Source organism: Sinomicrobium halophytocola (assembly GCF_052983395.1).
Genome location: NZ_JBRKIT010000035.1, coordinates 110,456 through 128,204, shown reverse-complemented (window position 1 = coordinate 128,204; position 17,749 = coordinate 110,456). Strand labels below are relative to the sequence as shown.

At 42.9% G+C, this 17,749-nt stretch carries 19 protein-coding genes; 9 read left to right on the top strand and 10 right to left on the bottom strand.

Annotated elements, in window-relative coordinates; genetic code table 11:
• Window positions 1-71: 71 nt before the first annotated feature.
• Both lgt and ACVBDY_RS14545 read left to right on the top strand, forming a co-directional pair.
• Entirely contained in the window at window positions 72-902 is an 831-nt protein-coding gene (gene lgt / locus ACVBDY_RS14550; protein ID WP_447176194.1) for a prolipoprotein diacylglyceryl transferase, read from the top strand.
• 18 nt (window positions 903-920) lie between these two features.
• Window positions 921-1,403: a DUF192 domain-containing protein gene (locus tag ACVBDY_RS14545; protein WP_447176193.1), complete on the top strand. Its 483-nt coding sequence runs from the start codon at window positions 921-923 to the stop codon at window positions 1,401-1,403.
• Window position 1,404: 1 nt separating this feature from the next.
• Here the strand turns inward: ACVBDY_RS14545 and ACVBDY_RS14540 are convergent, their stop codons facing one another.
• From ACVBDY_RS14540 to ACVBDY_RS14500, 9 genes are all read right to left on the bottom strand, one after another.
• The gene (locus ACVBDY_RS14540) at window positions 1,405-2,532 is read right to left on the bottom strand and encodes an aminotransferase class V-fold PLP-dependent enzyme (RefSeq protein ID WP_447176192.1); all 1,128 of its coding nucleotides are present in this window, start codon (window positions 2,530-2,532) and stop codon (window positions 1,405-1,407) included.
• Window positions 2,533-2,721: 189 nt separating this feature from the next.
• Complete coding sequence (locus tag ACVBDY_RS14535; RefSeq protein WP_447176191.1) at window positions 2,722-4,119, bottom strand: DUF5723 family protein; 1,398 nt, start codon at window positions 4,117-4,119, stop codon at window positions 2,722-2,724.
• A 29-nt stretch (window positions 4,120-4,148) separates the two neighbouring features.
• Complete coding sequence (locus ACVBDY_RS14530; protein ID WP_447176190.1) at window positions 4,149-4,697, bottom strand: hypothetical protein; 549 nt, start codon at window positions 4,695-4,697, stop codon at window positions 4,149-4,151.
• Window positions 4,694-5,401 carry a YjjG family noncanonical pyrimidine nucleotidase gene (locus tag ACVBDY_RS14525; protein ID WP_447176189.1) on the bottom strand — a complete coding sequence of 236 codons (708 nt, stop codon included), beginning with the start codon at window positions 5,399-5,401 and terminating at the stop codon, window positions 4,694-4,696. Before ACVBDY_RS14525 ends, ACVBDY_RS14530 begins: the two co-directional genes overlap by 4 nt.
• Window positions 5,402-5,435: 34 nt before the next feature.
• The gene (locus ACVBDY_RS14520) at window positions 5,436-6,749 is read right to left on the bottom strand and encodes a polysaccharide deacetylase family protein (protein WP_514360666.1); all 1,314 of its coding nucleotides are present in this window, start codon (window positions 6,747-6,749) and stop codon (window positions 5,436-5,438) included.
• Window positions 6,750-6,863: 114 nt separating this feature from the next.
• On the bottom strand, window positions 6,864-7,559 hold the full coding sequence (radC, locus tag ACVBDY_RS14515) for a RadC family protein (RefSeq protein ID WP_447176187.1): 696 nt from the start codon (window positions 7,557-7,559) through the stop codon (window positions 6,864-6,866).
• Window positions 7,560-7,639: 80 nt separating this feature from the next.
• Window positions 7,640-8,518 carry a Mur ligase domain-containing protein gene (locus ACVBDY_RS14510; protein WP_447176186.1) on the bottom strand — a complete coding sequence of 293 codons (879 nt, stop codon included), beginning with the start codon at window positions 8,516-8,518 and terminating at the stop codon, window positions 7,640-7,642.
• A gap of 97 nt (window positions 8,519-8,615) precedes the next feature.
• Window positions 8,616-9,230: a trimeric intracellular cation channel family protein gene (locus tag ACVBDY_RS14505; protein ID WP_447176185.1), complete on the bottom strand. Its 615-nt coding sequence runs from the start codon at window positions 9,228-9,230 to the stop codon at window positions 8,616-8,618.
• A gap of 81 nt (window positions 9,231-9,311) precedes the next feature.
• Entirely contained in the window at window positions 9,312-10,055 is a 744-nt protein-coding gene (locus ACVBDY_RS14500) for an RDD family protein (protein ID WP_447176184.1), read from the bottom strand.
• Window positions 10,056-10,305: 250 nt separating this feature from the next.
• Here ACVBDY_RS14500 and ACVBDY_RS14495 point away from each other — a divergent pair, with 250 nt between their 5' ends.
• The 7 genes from ACVBDY_RS14495 (at window position 10,306) to ACVBDY_RS14465 (ending at window position 17,094) form a co-directional block, all read left to right on the top strand.
• Entirely contained in the window at window positions 10,306-11,274 is a 969-nt protein-coding gene (locus tag ACVBDY_RS14495; RefSeq protein ID WP_447176183.1) for a stage II sporulation protein M, read from the top strand.
• Entirely contained in the window at window positions 11,271-12,224 is a 954-nt protein-coding gene (locus ACVBDY_RS14490) for a hypothetical protein (protein WP_447176182.1), read from the top strand. Before ACVBDY_RS14495 ends, ACVBDY_RS14490 begins: the two co-directional genes overlap by 4 nt.
• 11 nt (window positions 12,225-12,235) lie before the next feature.
• A complete protein-coding gene (locus ACVBDY_RS14485) occupies window positions 12,236-12,961 on the top strand; it encodes a DUF4129 domain-containing protein (protein ID WP_447176181.1) in 726 nt (241 codons plus the stop codon).
• Window positions 12,958-14,169 (top strand): DUF4350 domain-containing protein, encoded by a 1,212-nt coding sequence (locus tag ACVBDY_RS14480; RefSeq protein WP_447176180.1) that lies wholly within the window; start codon window positions 12,958-12,960, stop codon window positions 14,167-14,169. The genes ACVBDY_RS14485 and ACVBDY_RS14480 overlap by 4 nt, the downstream gene beginning before the upstream one ends.
• 74 nt (window positions 14,170-14,243) lie before the next feature.
• A complete protein-coding gene (locus ACVBDY_RS14475; RefSeq protein WP_447176318.1) occupies window positions 14,244-15,260 on the top strand; it encodes an AAA family ATPase in 1,017 nt (338 codons plus the stop codon).
• A gap of 31 nt (window positions 15,261-15,291) precedes the next feature.
• The gene (locus tag ACVBDY_RS14470) at window positions 15,292-16,623 is read left to right on the top strand and encodes a DUF58 domain-containing protein (RefSeq protein ID WP_447176179.1); all 1,332 of its coding nucleotides are present in this window, start codon (window positions 15,292-15,294) and stop codon (window positions 16,621-16,623) included.
• Window positions 16,624-16,743: 120 nt separating this feature from the next.
• Window positions 16,744-17,094 (top strand): avidin-fold protein, encoded by a 351-nt coding sequence (locus ACVBDY_RS14465; protein ID WP_447176178.1) that lies wholly within the window; start codon window positions 16,744-16,746, stop codon window positions 17,092-17,094.
• Between the two features lie 49 nt (window positions 17,095-17,143).
• Here the strand turns inward: ACVBDY_RS14465 and ACVBDY_RS14460 are convergent, their stop codons facing one another.
• A complete protein-coding gene (locus ACVBDY_RS14460) occupies window positions 17,144-17,623 on the bottom strand; it encodes a Dps family protein (RefSeq protein WP_447176177.1) in 480 nt (159 codons plus the stop codon).
• Window positions 17,624-17,749: the final 126 nt, after the last annotated feature.

Sequence of the window (17,749 nt, the reverse complement as noted above, 5' to 3'; positions counted from 1 at the left end):
ATAATTTAATTTTTCGTTTGTATTCATTTCGCCGGGGTTTCCCTATATTTACACCTACAAAATAAAAAACCATGCATTTTTTAAGTATCAACTGGAATCCGAGCGAAGGCATAGATCTCGGTTTTTTTATGCTGCGATTTTACAGCCTCATGTTTGTAGTCGCCTTTGTTCTCGGTTGGTTCCTGATGAAAAAAATATACCTGCGGGAAGGTCTTACCGTAAAAGAACTGGACTCTTTATTCATCTATACCGTCCTCGCTACCCTGATCGGAGCCAGGTTGGGGCATTTCCTGTTTTATGAACCCGAAATGTTTATCAAAGACCCGCTTCATATATTTCTCCCGGTGGAATTCAGCCCAAAATTCCGTATCGTAGGGTTCCGGGGACTGGCAAGTCACGGTGCCGCTATCGGTATTATCATTGCCATGTATTATTACAGTAAAAAAATCATCCACAAACCTATTCTATGGATACTGGACCGCGTGGTTATCCCGGTTGCTTTCGGTGGGGTTTTTGTACGTATCGGGAATTTTATGAACTCCGAAATTATCGGTAAACCCACAAACAGTGATTACGGTGTGGTTTTCCAGAAACTCGGGGAAACATTTCCCCGTCATCCTTCGCAGTTATATGAAGCTTGCGGCTATATTATTGTATTCCTGATACTCTGGTATACTTACTGGAAAACAGAAAAGAGAAACAACCTCGGTTATATCTTCGGGCTGTTCCTTGTTCTTCTCTGGACCGTGCGATTTATTGTAGAGTTCTTTAAAGAAAACCAGGTTGCTTTTGAAGATCAGCTTTCCCTCAATATGGGGCAATGGCTCAGCATTCCATTTATCCTGATAGGTTTCTATCTCATATACCGGAGCAAAAACTCGGCAAAAACGGCTAATTCATAAACCCAATACAACAAAGTCATGTACAAAGTACCTGTATCCCTTTTGCTTCTCGCAGGCCTTATTCTGTCTTCCTGTAAAGATGAAAAGCAACACAATACGGTAAAAAAACAGGAAATAAGCTTTACCAAAGATGGTGACCTGCAATTATACAAGGCGGACAGCACCCTGGTAAAAAAGCTTGAAATAGAGATCGCAGACGATGAATATAAAATCCAAACGGGCCTCATGTATCGCACTTCGATGAAGGAGAGCCGGGGGATGTTGTTTATTTTTGAAGACGAAGAACCTCGTTATTTCTACATGAAAAACACCAATATCTCCCTGGATATTATTTATCTTGATGCTGACCAGAAAATAGTGAGTATCCGGGCCAACGCAGAGCCCTTAAACGAAGAATCCGTTCCTTCCGGGGAACCTGCACAATATGTCCTGGAAATCAATGCCGGACTCGCCGAAAAATGGGGGTTACAAACCGGGGATTATATGAATTTCACCCGATAGCCTACAAAAGTGCAAACAACTTGTCTATATCTTCCATACTGTTATAAATATGTGGGGCAACCCGCATATTATCACCCCTGAAACTAACGTGAATTTTATGTCTGGGCAACTCATCCTTCAGGGACCGGGATTTATCCCGGGGAATCCTGATTCCTATCATATGTCCGACACGATCTGATTTTTTCACGGTTTCATATCCTGATTCCAGCGCTCTCCTCTCTATTTCATCAGTCAGTAATGAAATGGTGTCCCGGATGTTTTCAACACCCCAGTCCAGTATCTGAGTAAGCGCCGAAATAGCCATAGAGACCTGGATAGTACTAGAAAACTCCCCGAAATCAAATCTTCTTGCTCCCGGCCTGTAAGCATCCTTATAATCCACCAACCCCGCAAAATTTTCACTTTCCTTTTTATTGAGCCAGGAGAATTCGATAGGTTTTCCGCTTTCCGTATATTTTTTATCGGCATAAAGGTAGCCTAGTCCATAAGGCCCGAGAAGCCATTTATAGCCTACACTGACCAGAAAATCCGGTTTTATCCTATCGATATCAAACGGATAGGCTCCTAACGACTGACTCCCGTCTACCACCAGTTTAGCACCTACAGACCTGGTCCTTACACCAACTTGTTCCAGGTCCAGTACCGCTCCGTCCGTCCAATGGCAGTTAGGAACCGCAACAAGACACGTATTATCATCTATTTTTTCGAGTACCGCCCGGGTCCAGGTTTGTTCCGGTAATTTCTTCACCGTAACGATCTCTGCACCTGATTGTTCCGCAAGCTCTCGCCAGGCATAGATATTGGAAGGGTATTGCTGTTCCAGCACCACTATGTTCTGACCGGGTTTCGGCGATATGTTTTTTGCAGCGGTTGCAATACCATAGCTTACCGAAGGTATCAGTGCCACCTGCTCTTTATCCGTATTAACAATACGGGCAAACAGGGCCCTGAGTTCTTCCGCAGTGGCAAACCAGTCTTCCGCTTTTAATTCCCATGGGTTTTTTCGCAACTGTAATCCGTCCATCCCGGCCTGCTCAACATTGTGCAACAACGGAGACATATATGAACAGTTCAGATAGGTAACTCCTTCGGGAATGTGAAAAAAATCTTTTTTATTTTTTAATATCATGGTCAAAAGAATTTCTGTGTTGTTCGTTTGTTTTTAGATCTCTTATAAACACAGCCGTTTAATTATTTTTTTCCTGTGTATAAATGAGAAGTTAATTTAACCGGTTTAGTACGAGTCCATTTCATAAAATTAAGCATACATATCGAATGATAACAAAGGGCTGTTCCTGATTTTTTACTTTTGCTTGTCTTAATAAGGCCCCCCGGAGTGTGGAAAAACATAATTAAATCCGAACTGCAAAGACGCGTAATGTGTTTTAGCCAGGTTGAATAATCCGGGGATGTTATCCGCAAGCAGGTAAAAGTGAACATTTTTCATATAAGCGGAAAGCCCTGCCCCCAGATTGGTCTGTGAAAATTTATCGGCGGTATAAGTAACTTTTACTTCCAGGAATTTCGTTAATTTTCTGCTGAAAAACCCGGTAACGGAAGGTAAAGGTCCCCTGGGGCGGTTTACTACAAAAAGCTGTGCTCCTACCATATTGATATAATTTTCATAGTCCGTCAGGTAATACCGCTCTCTATTTCTCCTTATACCGAAAGAATAACGGACAGAACCGTTCAATTTCCACGGTCGCATAAGTGTATATTTATTGTGAAGCGTATCATAAGGCAATTGTTCCTCTATATCATCACGAAGATCCTGCCAGTAATCCCGGACTTCTCCTGAACCGTCTATAACCGAAGGAAATACCAGATCTATGCCTTCCAGTTCATAACTCCCCTTAAGGCTATAAGATTCCACATCCTCCGTATACCGGATAAACCCCAGATCCTGTACACTTCCCGTAACCGTCCATTGTTTATCGGGGTGATACGTAAATCCCATATCCAGTCCCAATCCCATATTTCCGCTGAACAGTGCACGGCTGCGCAATTCTTTCCATCCGTTCTTCACCTGGTTCCCGTCTTCTTCTATTTCTCTCAGAGAAGCATAGCCCGAGGTATGTAATACGGCGTCGGAAACCACCCGGTGCCTGTAGAAGTTCTCTTCTCCGGTCTCCGTAACAAAATAGCCCGAGTTATTTGTGGAATTGAAATTTATCATTCCGGAATAAAGCTTGGCCCGGGCACCTATATACAAACGTTCGTTTACCTTCTTGCGCACTCCGAAATGCAGCACCGTAAGCATTTCCGCCGAAGCATTGAGCTGGTCAAAATTAAAACGTTTGCCCAGATAATCCCGGTTTCCTTCATAGGCCAGGATGGCCAAATCCTTCGGCCAGTACATAAAAGCATCCGTTTCCTGGTACATCCCGAAAGAATAGTAATACCGGCCCTTCCAATTATTCTTAAAACCTACGTTAAAGATCTCCAGTTGCTGGTTGACCATGACGGCATCCCTGGAAGACAGGCGAAATAAAAGATATCTTACCTTATCATTAAAATTCACTTCATTATCGGCAAAAAGATCATATACCGAAAACCCGTCCGAACCAAAACTTGCGCGCACTCCCGACAATAACGGTATTCCCGCATACCAGCGATTATCCACCTCAGCCCCCGGATTCAGGAGCAGGGACTGGGGTATACCCGTAAAATCGTACAATACCGGTTGGTTCTGGCCAAAAGCAGAAAAGGAAATCATACTCCAAAAAATTATCCGGTATATTTTTCTCATCCCTCTATATGTAAATAAAAAGTCCCTTTCGACTTTAATTTCACATAAGCTTCTTCATTTCTGTTTTCGAAATACGGGATGGTTATATAAAAAATGATCTGGGTAACACTGGTAAGCCTATCAATATTCTCCTCCGTATAAATCAATTCCGCTCCGGAGCTTTCTTCTTCTCCGCTTGATGACGGCAGAGACATCGACAATTCATCAAGGACTACGTAATAATCGTCCAGCAATTGTATTTCTACCGACAAGGGCTGGCTAATGGTACTTAAAGTCTCGAAATAAAGTTCCGCTTTTTCCAGGTTATCCACAGAAAAGGAATCAGAGAATAATTCTATCCGGGTGGTATCGGACAATACCAGGGAAAAAGGAATACTGTCCACCACAGGCACGGGAATTTCAGAATATACCAGGCTACTCTCTACCACAGGGCTCATCTCAAATTCGTTTACCTGGTCAAAGTCCACGTCTTTCAGGCAGGACACCATAATGCCGCATACGGACAGCAACAGAAAAATAATATATATCGTCCGGAATCTCATCACAAATATTCTTTTATCTCCAGAAGATCATAGATGGTAATAACTCCCTCTTCCTCCCTTTCTTTCCGGGTATTATAATGGATCGCATGCATTCCCACCTTCATAGCCCCCTGTATATCGGCCTCCAGGTCATCACCGATCATTATGGCATTTTCTGCCTCTACCCTCGCCTTTTGCAGGGCATGTTCAAAAATAGCGCGATGCGGTTTTTTAACCCCTGCTGTTTCGGAATTCACCACATGTGTAAAATAAGTGTGGATCCCGGAGTTCTGTAACTTTTTATCCTGTACCTTATCAAAACCATTGGTAATAATATGCAGTCGGTAACCCCGCTGCAGATAAGACAGTATTTCCGTAGTATGATCGAATAGATGATTATACTCTGTCAGGTAAAGGATATAATCTTCAGCTAGCTGATCTATAAAATTATGTTCTACCTGTGTTCCCAGGGTAAAAAAAGTTTGTTTCAATCTGCGTCGGCGTAGTTCCATTTGGTCTATTCTCCCTTCCCGGTATTCTTCCCAACACTTACGGTTAACCGGCACATATACCTTCAGAAACTCTCCGAGAGGTATCCCCATACGGTGTTTTTCCAGGATATGCCCGAAAGTCAATGCGGAATTCTTTTCAAAATCCCACAAGGTATGGTCCAGGTCAAAAAAGACATCCGTAACCTTGTTATTTCCTTTCCACTTTTTTGTATACATTGACATTTTATCTAATTGGCCTGCTATTGTAATTTTATTGTTCATCCGTTCCGTTCTCTGCGACATATGCTATCCACCTCATATATATGTCCCTTAAGCTCACTTGTAATTCTTCTGTCCATCTTTCATTGGAGAACACTGTAATAAAATTTCCTCCTACCTGTTGTACTCTGCTGTAGAGCTCCTGCATTTTTGCCATTGCTTTTCCTCCTTCTTCAAAAGCTGTCAGGGCGGAATCCTGTATACAAAACGGGTTTACTTTCAACGGAAGCTGTATCTCGTAACTAATATCATAAAAATAAAAGGAAGTACAGGTTCCCGCCCGGAATCCGGGGAAATTGGAGTATCCCATGGTATAATCTTCATTAAACCCGGCCTCTACCTCATCTTTAAACGTATCGGGCACAAGCAGACGGTTATAGCGGGCCCTCGCCCTTTTCACAGGCCTGTTAATAATGTTTATCAGGCGTCCTCGCTCTTTCTTAAGTCGTACCACATCGTTTACGGCATAGTATGATATCATAAGTGAAACAATATGATAATCGGCCACCGATTTGATCAGTGTGCGAAATGAGCCTTTATTATAAGGTATATTTTTGTCAAATGCCGAGTAATCGCCAAGCAGGAAGAAAAAGAGCGCTTCCGTTCCGTATTTTTTATGCGCTTCGATCAACTCCTCAAAATAGTCGTAAGGATCTTTTTTCAGCCCCAGTAACACCAAATATCTTTCCAGTACTTTGTTCGCCTTAAAGGCTGTTATATCCATCAATGTCCCGGCCAGGGTACGGATAATTCCCTTTTTCCGGTAGGCGTAGGCCACGGCAATATCCATCACTGAAATATAACCGGTTTTTCTCTTACCAAAATTTTCTTCCGGGAACCTTTTCCCTAGTGCAACAGCTAATTTTCGTACCCAGTAATCGATGACCGGTACTTCCAGGAAACCGTGCTCCCAGGCAAGGCTTTCTTTTGCAGGGTATCTTCCGTGCTCGTCTTTTACGTGGGGCAGGTATTCTTCATACCTGCTCAAAAGATAGAAGCTTGCAGCAAAAATATCAAAAGGGATACTCCCTTTATCTCCTATACCAAAAAAGCATGGGACATCATCCCACGATTGCACATTGATTTCCAGGTTGGTAATCCCCTGCTCAAAAAGGATGTCATGGCTGCGCACGAAAAATTCATTTTGCAGCGGGTGCCGGGTATAGGTGATCTTCGGCCCTGTATGCGCGATGAAATCCTCTACCTTGGCGGTTATGCCTACTTCCGTCTGAAGCATATTTTTAAAAACATGCTTCATGATGTAAGTTACCCTCGGGGTGATTTTATGTGTATAGACTAATAGCATTACTATTCTTTCCGTTGGCAATCCACTGCAATGACAACAATCAAAGACCCGGTAAACCCGTATACATACTTTTTCTCTGCGAAGGCATCAAAAAGTATATCTATTATCATGGATTTACAGTATTCTCTGATCTGCAAAACTGAAATAGTTTTCTTCCGTAATGATCAAATGATCCAATACACGGATATCCAGGCTTTCGGATGCGGTTTTCAGTTTCTGTGTCAGTTGCTTATCTGCTTCACTCGGCAACAAGGCACCGGAAGGATGGTTATGAACCAATACTATGGCCGTAGCTCCCAGTTCGAGGGTACGTTTCATAACAAGCCTTACATCTACCAGTGTCCCGGTGATCCCTCCTTTGCTCAATTGTGCATATTGTATGACCTTATGGGAATTGTTGAGATATATGATCCAGAATTCTTCATGGGGTAGCTCTCCCACCAGCGGCTGCATTAGCTCAAATATCGATTTGCTGCTGGTTATTTTAATACGCTCCAGGGCATCTTCCACCCTTCGTCTTCTACCCAGCTCCAGGGCGGCGGCAATGGTAATGGCCTTGGCATCCCCTATCCCTTTGAACTGTGTAAGCTGCCTTATGGAAAATTTACCCAGTTCATTGAGGTTATTATTTGCTGCAGACAATATTCGTTTGGAAAGCCCCACGGCACTTTCATCTTTATTACCGCTCCCTAACAGTATGGCTATAAGTTCGGCATCGGTGAGTACTTCCCTGCCTTTTTGAGATAGCTTTTCTCGTGGTCTGTCATCTTCTTTCCAGTTCTTTATGGAAAAGGATGCCGTTTTTTCCATGCGTCGTATTTTGCATAAAGATAAAGTTTTTGAAAGGATTTTTGCAAATTTACCTGCGCATGATAAACCTGTCTTAACCTTTACGTGCCATATGTAGCGATAGCTTCGTAAAAATCATCTTCATCTACCCCCATATGCTGACAGATCCATTTTGCCCCGGCCAGGTGATGTAACGCTTGCTCATCCGGCAGTTCAAGAGGCATTGGCCCTTCCGGTGTATCCAGTATAATTTCCCCGTCCACCGCTTCGTATTCCGGCCGGCCATACGGATGTTTGCGGATGGGATTTTCGGAAGTTTCCACTATGGTTTTCAGTTTTTCATCTTCCTCATTATAAACCGCAATTCCTCCTTTTACTATACGATCTACGAATATACGAAAGCGCTCTTCGGTTTCCGCTTCCGGACCAATACCGCTCAACAGGGCAATATTAGGTTGGTACCAGTAAAACTCCGGTGTTATATCGGCTTCAGACGAAGGGAGATCATTACCCGTAAAAAGTATAAAATCATTGTCTTTGGTAAGGTGTATCATATGCTCCGGGGTACCGGATATTACATGATCGACTTCTTTGTTGTGATATTCCAGTACATGCAGTATCACAGATGCTATAGCACCCCTCGCTGAATTTCCCCCTATCACCACCCTGGTTTTATAGCGGGCAAACTCGTATAAAAACTCAGGAATGGAATATACCTTTATTCCCAGGTCGGCTGCTTTCAGCAATTCCGGATTATCCGGATTTACATGCGCCCCGGTTATTATTCCATCCAGACCGGTGGTGATGTTTTCAACAGACCAGCTTTCACCGGCCACCGGCCACCCGTCTTTTTCCATTTCAGACCTTTGTGTGGCAGAGACATGTTCATCACTGCCACTTACCGCATATCCGCTTTGCCGCAAAGCCCGGGCAAGCATATATAACCTATCCCCACCGATTCCGATACAATGTAAACGCATATGATTTTTTTTCTGCGCGTAAAGGTAAAAAAGGAGATTCACAAAAACACTAAAAAACGGGAAAACTCAAATGGGGATAAGGCCCGAAAAAGGCAGCTTATTCCTCATTTTTTCCGTAAATACCCGGAAGGGCAAGCTTAAATTTCACTGCCAGCAACCTTATGGTAATAACTATGAGTACAGATATCATAAAAACCACATCATCGGAGATCGGAAGTAATCTCATTAAAAAATAGGCCCCTGCTCCAACCACACAAGCCGTAGCATAAATTTCCCTGTGGAAGATCACCGGAATTTCGTTACACAAAATATCGCGGACTACCCCTCCGAAGCAGGCAGTAATCATTCCGAGGGCAACACACATAACGGCACTCAGATCTGCCGCCAAACCTTTTTCGACCCCGACAAGTGTATAAAGGCCAATACCAATAGTATCGAAAAGAAAAAGGGAAGTACGCAGATATTTTAGTTTTTTCCTGAAAAGCAACGCAAAGATCACCGTTACGATAATCGTATACATGTATACATTATCGAGTAGCCAGGTAACGGGTTCTACCCCTATGAGGATATCGCGTATGGTCCCACCTCCTACGGCAGTGACAAAGGCAATAATAAAAACACCGAAAATATCCAGTTTTTTCTGCAGGGCAGCCAGAACGCCCGATATGGCAAAGGATACCACTCCGAGAAGATCTATTACAAGGTAAAACATTACGATTCGGTTTTTTGGGTTTCAGGTATCTGTTTTATCAATTCTACCTTACGGAACCTTCACGGCTCCGCTTCGGTTTTGTTACATTTTCTGGGTAAAATAATTGTAGTCCTTCAGCACCCTGTCTATAAACGAATTGACATCCGGCTCCACTGCCCTGACCTGTATGACCTCCTCTATTTTTGTCTTCAGTTTCAGCATCACCAGCCTGTCCCTGGATTTCTTCGCGGACAAAAAGGTTTCTTTAATAATCCGTGCGTCATTGTCGGACAAACGGATCACCGAAGGATATACCGGTTGATAGCCTTCCTGTAGGTTTTCCAGGATCGTATGGTCTATGGTTACATTGTTTTTCAGGCTTATTACCGAAGTTCCGGCCGTCATATCACCCAGCCGTTGACTTTTTTCGCTAACGACAATACTGATGATAGCAATGATACCACTAAGCATATTGATATCCACTATCCTGAGAAACCATCGGATGAGATAATCCGGGAATGAAGCCTGATAGCCGTCTATTTTCACCACCTTGATCTTAAGAAGCCTCTTTCCGGGAGTTTGTCCTTCGAGCATGGATTCGAACAACAGGGTATAGAATATAAAGGGTAGAAAGAAGATCAGTACTATGGCTATTTGTGACCATTGGTCCATGTCGCTCAGAAAACGGTCAAACGCCAGAAGCCCGAACAATATCTGGTAAACCACTACAACATATGCTACTTTTATGAGCATGTCTATAACATAAGCAAGGATACGCTCACCTATGGAAGCAGCGGTAAAACTGATATTAACGTTCTGGGTAGTATTTATTTGCAATTCTGCCATATTACTGTTTTCTGATATATAATCGAATGCGGAACGGTAAATTCCGTATCACATTATTTTCACCTCTAAATTACTGCGCCGCCAACCATTATGTCCATCCCTTAAATCCGGTATATTTGAACAAATTTACTACCTGCCCGACGTAAAAGTATCAGTTTTATTTTAACTTTACACTTTCGACACGGCTTATTTGACGTACCGTCATATGTCTCCGGCGGAACACCAGAACCGCGAGCATTTAACCAGGACTATGAGAGAAGTTGCCTTCATAAAACAAAATAAAGAAAAATGGCTCAACTTTGAAAAGGCTATTTTCAATCATCGGTTTAAAAACCCGGATGAGCTGGCCACTTTATATATTCATCTTATAAATGACCTGTCTTATGCCCAGACCTATTACCCGAAAAGTAAGATCATAGCATATCTGAACCAACTGGCTGCCCGGGCCTTTCAACGGATATACCGGACCAAAAGGCAGGAAACCAATCGATTTTTGTATTTTTTCCAGACAGAGGTCCCGATGACGGTGTATCAGTACCGGAGATATTTTGCCTACGCCTTTATTCTCTTTTTTGCCTTTGCGGCTATCGGGGCCGTATCGGCAGCATACGATGACACCTTCGTGCGCCTGATACTCGGAGACGGCTATGTAAACATGACTCTCGATAATATAAAGAACGGGGACCCGGTAGCTGTATATAAAAGCGGAAGTAACTGGGGCAGTTTTATAGGCATTACCATCAACAATATTTATGTAGGCATGCGGGCGTTCGTCTATGGAATTTTCGGTGGACTCGGCACTGGATGGATATTATTGCAAAACGGCATTATGCTGGGAGCATTTCAGTACATGTTCCAGGCCGAAGGCGTTTTGTGGGAAAGTGTTCGTGGTATATGGATACACGGTGCCATGGAGATATTTGCCATCGTAGTAACGGGCGCTGCCGGCTTTATTCTGGGTGCAGGGATACTTTTCCCCGGCACATATTCCAGGAAAACTTCCTTTAAAATGGCTTTTAAAGACGGTATCAAGATCCTTCTAAGTACCTTTCCCTTCTTTGTTATGGCAGGTTTTCTGGAAGGTTTTGTCACCCGTTATTCCGCAGTTATGCCAAACGCGCTTTCGGTAACCATTATCCTTGCTACTCTTGCGTGCATTACCTTTTATTATATTTTTTATCCTTTTATGGTAACCCGAAAAATCAATCCGCATTTATGATACAGCTTTACAGGAAAAGGGAGTTCGGGGAATTATTTTCCGATACGTTCGCTTTTATAAAGCAAAACGGAAAACACTTTTTTCAACATTATTTTGTCATTAACGGGGGATTTATACTGATCCTTATGGTACTGATGTACATTTTCATGAAGGTCTATACCTCTTTAATGACATCGTCCTTCACACCGGGTGGTAGCAGTCCGGATACAGCAATAGAAAATTACTTTAACAACAACGGTATACTTGTTTTGGTTTTTTTCCTCTTGTTTATAGCAGTCGCCATTTTCGTGGGTTTTCTTACCTATACCTATACCCCGGTGTATATGCTGCTCTATTCCAAAAAAGGTTCTAATGACTTTACCGGTAAGGATATCGTTAAGGTAATAAAAGACAATATCGGTAAACTTTTTATTTACATACTGGCCTCCATGTTGTTGTCTATAGCCGTTTTTCTCGGGGCTGGGATTGCCATGCTCATCCTGTTTATTACAATTATCGGAATATTCTTGCTTCCCGTTCTTTTCGGGGCCATAACGCTTACCTACAACAATGCTCTGATGGAATACCTCAATTCGGACAAAGGCGTATTTGACTGTTTCGGATACGGTTTTCAGCTTACGGCCAAGCGTTTCTGGACATCAGTCGGGTGCGTGGCGCTCTTTTATCTTATGATACAGATCATTCAGGGAGCCATCACCCTAATTCCCTACATGGCAGGTATTTTTTCAATTATCATAAACCCTGTCGGGCTGGAAGGCAATGGCGAAGAAAATGCCATGTTATTTTTTACGATCATACTCTTTGTCTATCTGTTTGCTTTTATTCTGAGCCTTTTGGGGAATACTATAGTACAAATAAACCAGGGCATTATTTATTTTAGCCTTAAAGAAGAAAGTGAAAATATAAACACCACTTCGGTAATAGACCAGATAGGTCAGTCGGAGGATTAAAAAAATCTGTATTGAAGAAGTATCTCTTATCTTTTATTTTCTGTTTTTTCTTCGGCGTTCTGTCTTTTGCCCGGGAAGTGGCTGACAGTCTGCAGATCGATAGTTCTTCACCTGAAAAAAGAACATTTTCTGAAGGATTCAAAGAGCAATATACCGGTCCCGAATACCAGTACGAAACGGCCAATGCCACCGGTTGGTTTACCCGATTCAAAGAAGCGATCATTCAATTCCTGACCGATCTCTTTCGGCTCGGTTCCAGGCACCAGGCAGAAAATATTGCCGATATTTTCCTGAAGGTATTCTACATTCTTATTTTCATCGCCGTGGTCTATTTTATCGTCAGGGCCATTATGAACAAGGAAGGCCAGTGGATTTTCCGCAAACCGTCCGACCGGAAGATCATTACTGCCCGAGATATTGAAAACAATATTCACGTAACGGACTTTCATCAACTTGTGAGCGATGCCGTTTCCGGAAAACAATACCGCGAAGCCGTACGGTATTACTATTTGTGGCTGCTCAAAGAGCTTTCCGGAAGGGAACTGATTGATTACGATGCGGAAAAAACAAATTCCGATTATCTCCGGGAACTGGAAAACCACCGGTTACAAAAAGATTTTCGTTATGCCTCCTACCTCTACAATTACATCTGGTACGGAGAGTTTGACATAGACCGTACACAATATGACAATGCCGCCCGTACCTTCTCAGCGCTGATAAACACCGTAAACCAATGAACAGCAGGATAAAGTTATATACCGGGCTTCTGGTTCTGCTTGTCATTGTAGTAACCATATTCGAGTTATCACGATCGGAACCCGTGGACTGGAGCCCCACTTTCAATGAAAAACACTCCAAACCATACGGACTCAAGGTACTGTATTCGCAATTGCACGCTTTCTTCATAGAAGGAGTAGACGACGTTAAAGTATCTCCCTATGAATTTATGGCTGATCTGTACGATCCGGTGGATTCCGCCTACATATCGGACAACAGTTACTTATACATTAACAAGGATTATATACCCGGCGGGGCTTCTACCCAGGAGCTCCTGCAATACGCCGCTGCCGGGCATACCGTGTTTATCGCATCCGAAAGTATGCCTGCGGAACTACAGGATACCCTCGGTTTTGCTTCGGAATATGATTTCAGCATGAAAAGCAAGGGTAACATAACCCTTGCCAATCCCCTGTTGAAAAAAGACTCCATCCATGTGGATGACGGTATGATGAGCACCTATTTTTCCCAACTGGATTCTGTAAATACCACCGTTCTGGGCTATCAGGATTTCGGGAAAGAAAAGATCAATTTTGTAAAGATCGCATATGGGGAAGGATATTTCCTGCTGCATACCTACCCCTACATATTTACCAATTATTACCTCCTGAAAGACAACAATCACCAATATGTAGCCGATGTCCTGTCCTATCTGCCACAGGGCGGCGTTTATTTCGACTGCAGGGACCGGTTGAGTGCGGAACTCGGAAATTCCCCGCTCCGTTATATTTTATCGCAACCGGCCCTGCGCTGGGCATGGTATATAGGTATTACCACACTATTGGTGTTCATGATATTCAACGCCAAGAGAAAACAGCGCATTGTAAAAATTATTCCTCCCGTGGAAAACACTACCGTGGCCTTTACCAAAACTATAGGCAACCTGTATTACGAAACGAAGGACCATACCAACCTGGTAGATAAAAAGATCACGTATTTCCTGGAAAGAATACGCAGTGATTATTATTTGGAAACAAACGATTTAAACGATAAATTCGTTCGTAACCTGGCCGCAAAAACCGGGAAAAATAAAGATGTCATTAAAAAACTGACAGACCGGATCATACGGCTTCAATCCAAACCCGACTGTACGGAACAGGACCTGCTGGAACTAAACAGGGCCATCGAACAATTTTATTCTCAGAACAATATCAGAAAAGAAATATAAATATGAGCGAACAGGAACACAATCCCGAAGAAATTACGGGGCAGAACATAAATTCGGACGACGGAAATGCCGAAATGCCAAAAGAAGGAAATAATACAGAAGGGACCGCGAATTCCGATGAATTAGAATTCCGGTCGCGCATAGATCTTTCCGGGCTTCAGTCGGCCGTGGAACAGATAAGAGGCGAACTTTCCAAAGTTATCGTAGGGCAGAAACATATGATAGACATGCTCATCACTGCATTGCTCGCGGACGGGCATGTCCTTATCGAGGGGGTTCCCGGTGTTGCCAAAACCATTACGGCAAAACTACTTTCTAAAGCTCTGACGGTAGATTTCAGTCGGATACAATTCACACCGGACCTCATGCCCTCCGACATACTCGGTACCTCGGTATTCGATCTGAAAAAATCGGAATTCGAATTTAAGAAAGGTCCTGCATTTGCCAACATGCTCCTGATCGATGAGATAAACCGTGCGCCTGCCAAAACCCAGGCCGCCCTCTTTGAGGTCATGGAAGAAAGACAAATCACTATGGACGGGCATCGTTATGTCCTGGAGCCACCTTTTATGGTGCTGGCCACTCAAAACCCGGTAGAACAGGAAGGTACATATCGATTACCGGAAGCGCAGCTCGACCGTTTCCTCTTTAAGATCGATGTGGAATACCCTTCCCTGGAAGAAGAAATAGAGATCATATCGCGTGAACATCAGCTCAAGGATCTCAAAAAAACAGAGAAGGTAACAGCTTTCCTTACCAGAGAACAGGTATTCACCTACCAGAAACTGGTCAATGATGTCCTGGTAGAGCCCCATTTACTGAAATATATAGCGGAACTGATTGTCAATACCAGGAACAATCCGTTTTTGTATCTCGGAGCTTCTCCACGGGCATCTATCGCCATATTGAAAGCTTCCAAGGCCTACGCAGCAATTAACGGACGTGATTTTGTAACACCCGAAGATATTAAAGAAGTAGCTGTGCCCGTAATGCAACACCGTATTATTATTACCCCGGAACGTGAGATGGAAGGCGTGACCGGTAAACAGGTCATACAGCAGATCATACAGGCGGTAGAAATACCCAGATAGCCGAATACATACAACTTAGAAAGAGAGGAAATTGAAACTTTTTAAACCCTTATACCTGCAAAACCGGTTTTTTTATGGCTGCATTGCCGTAATCATACTGTTTATTATCAGTTTTATGTTTAACAAGGGTGTTTTTCTCGCTCAATTAGGATTCATCATTTTGCTGGCATTTACCGTTCTGGATGTTTTAATTCTCTTTTTCGCTAAAACAGGTATCAACGCGGAGCGGGTACTTCCCGAAAAGTTGTCCAATGGGGATGAGAATCCTGTAAAAATCAGTATAGACAATTATCATACATTCCCCGTATACGCCCGTATAATTGATGAAATCCCCGAACAGTTCCAGGTACGTAACTTCCGGATCGACCGTAAGCTGGCCGCTTCGGCCACGCACACCCTGGAATACGATCTCCGGCCTACCGAAAGAGGTGAATACCATTTCGGGAAACTGAATGTTTTTATTTCCTCCGCATTAGGGCTGATCACCAAACGGTATATCTTCTCTGACAATGCTATGGTGCCTACCTATCCCTCTTTTCTGCAACTCCGGAAATACGATCTTATGGCTTTTTCGCACCGCCTGCACCAGTACGGTATTAAAAAGATCCGCCGGATAGGCCATACTATGGAATTCGAGCAGATAAAAGAGTATGTACAGGGGGATGACCTGCGTACGCTGAACTGGAAGGCCACCGCCAAGAAAAACCAGCTGATGGTAAACCAGTTCCAGGACGAGAAGTCACAACCTGTATATTCCGTGATAGACAAAGGCCGCGTAATGAAAATGCCTTTCGAAGGACTGAGCCTGCTCGATTATGCCGTTAATGCCACCCTGGTGATTAGTAATGTCATACTGAAGAAACAGGACAAAGCGGGCATGTTTACCTTTTCAAAAAAGGTGGAAAACATTGTGGTGGCAGAACGAAGGTCCTCCCAGATGGGGCTTATCCTTGAAACACTCTACAATATAGAAACGGATTTCTTCGAGTCGGATTTCAGCCGTTTGTATGCCGATATAAAACGCAGCATCACTAACCGAAGCCTCATCCTCCTCTATACCAACTTCGAAACGCTGGATGGGCTCCACCGGCAATTACCGTATTTAAAAGGCATTGCCAAAAACCACCTGCTCGTAGTTATTTTCTTTAAAAATACCGAACTCAACAACCTGATACAAAACCGGGCAGAAACCATCCAGCAGGTTTACGATAAGGTCATTGCCGAAAAATTTGCTTTCGAAAAACGGCTTATTGTCAATGAACTGAGAAAATATGGTATCTACTCCATATTAACCACTCCGGAAAATCTTACCGTGGACACCATCAATAAATACCTGGAGATAAAAGCCAGGGGACTGTTATAACAATTATAGTTAAAACCGTAAGAGTTATTTATGCCCCACCATTTAACGGGCCAGATTTTCCTTTAAAGATAAAGACCTTAATTTTGGTATTCGATTTTAAGGTACAAACAATATTCTGTGATGAAAATTAATTACGACAACCGGGTTTTCCGCCCTGTAAGCAATACGGAAAACGGAGAGACCTCTTCCGAAACCGTTTTTTTATATAAACAAGAGGGAAATATCCTGACTTCCGAATATAAAGGAGGAAAGATACGCTACGGTCACCTGGTAGGAATAGTAGATTCCGAAGGAGTTATAGAAATGCATTATCACCAGATAAACACGTCTGGAGAGTTAATGACCGGCACATGCAGATCCTTGCCTGAAATCCTGTCCGATGGCAGGATAAGGCTCCACGAGACCTGGCGATGGACTTCCGGAGACGAATCCGAAGGGCATTCGGTAATTGAAGAGATCTTCCAAAAATAAAGGCGCGGAATTCCGCGCCTTATACGTGTTTTTTCTTGTTTCGAACAAATTATATTTTTTCGTCCAGCCATGCTTTCATCATCCAGACGGTTTTTTCCTGTTCGGTAATGAAATCACTCATCATTGCATTCGTACCTTCATCCCCGGCATCGTCAGATTCAACTAGGATAACACGCTCTATTTTCAGCAGTTCCGTCAAAGAATCTATCACAAGGGTTACTGCAGCTTCATCCTGGTGCACGTTTTTACCAACCGGCACTTTTCCTGCCTTGATATAATCTTCAAAAGTATGTAAAGGTGTTCCGCCTAAAGTAAGCACCCTTTCTGCTATAAGGTCTATTTTTTCCTGGCTGTCATTGTATAATTCCTCAAATTTCGGGTGAAGGTCAAAAAAGCGTTTTCCCCGTATATTCCAGTGAATACCTCTCAGATTCTGATAATACAATTGAAAATTAGCCAGTAAATTATTGAGGTCTTTCACCAAATTTTCGGTCTTTTCAACATCCAATCCTAAACTGTTTAATCCCATAATAGTATGATTTTTAAGTTCCTTATCAATTTACAACAAATTTAAGGATTATTTAAGGGCAAAGGCGTATAACATTTATCAATAGTTTTTATATTTTTATCGAATAAAACTATGTAAAACACCGGG

Coding starts and splice junctions, on each gene's coding strand:
- lgt (WP_447176194.1), top strand. CDS start 72: ATGCATTTTTTAAGTATCAACTGGAATCCGAGCGAAGGCATAGATCTC.
- ACVBDY_RS14545 (WP_447176193.1), top strand. CDS start 921: ATGTACAAAGTACCTGTATCCCTTTTGCTTCTCGCAGGCCTTATTCTG.
- ACVBDY_RS14540 (WP_447176192.1), bottom strand. CDS start 2,532: ATGATATTAAAAAATAAAAAAGATTTTTTTCACATTCCCGAAGGAGTT.
- ACVBDY_RS14535 (WP_447176191.1), bottom strand. CDS start 4,119: ATGATTTCCTTTTCTGCTTTTGGCCAGAACCAACCGGTATTGTACGAT.
- ACVBDY_RS14525 (WP_447176189.1), bottom strand. CDS start 5,401: ATGTATACAAAAAAGTGGAAAGGAAATAACAAGGTTACGGATGTCTTT.
- ACVBDY_RS14520 (WP_514360666.1), bottom strand. CDS start 6,749: ATGCTATTAGTCTATACACATAAAATCACCCCGAGGGTAACTTACATC.
- radC (WP_447176187.1), bottom strand. CDS start 7,559: ATGGAAAAAACGGCATCCTTTTCCATAAAGAACTGGAAAGAAGATGAC.
- ACVBDY_RS14510 (WP_447176186.1), bottom strand. CDS start 8,518: ATGCGTTTACATTGTATCGGAATCGGTGGGGATAGGTTATATATGCTT.
- ACVBDY_RS14505 (WP_447176185.1), bottom strand. CDS start 9,230: ATGTTTTACCTTGTAATAGATCTTCTCGGAGTGGTATCCTTTGCCATA.
- ACVBDY_RS14500 (WP_447176184.1), bottom strand. CDS start 10,055: ATGGCAGAATTGCAAATAAATACTACCCAGAACGTTAATATCAGTTTT.
- ACVBDY_RS14495 (WP_447176183.1), top strand. CDS start 10,306: ATGAGAGAAGTTGCCTTCATAAAACAAAATAAAGAAAAATGGCTCAAC.
- ACVBDY_RS14490 (WP_447176182.1), top strand. CDS start 11,271: ATGATACAGCTTTACAGGAAAAGGGAGTTCGGGGAATTATTTTCCGAT.
- ACVBDY_RS14480 (WP_447176180.1), top strand. CDS start 12,958: ATGAACAGCAGGATAAAGTTATATACCGGGCTTCTGGTTCTGCTTGTC.
- ACVBDY_RS14475 (WP_447176318.1), top strand. CDS start 14,244: ATGCCAAAAGAAGGAAATAATACAGAAGGGACCGCGAATTCCGATGAA.
- ACVBDY_RS14465 (WP_447176178.1), top strand. CDS start 16,744: ATGAAAATTAATTACGACAACCGGGTTTTCCGCCCTGTAAGCAATACG.
- ACVBDY_RS14460 (WP_447176177.1), bottom strand. CDS start 17,623: ATGGGATTAAACAGTTTAGGATTGGATGTTGAAAAGACCGAAAATTTG.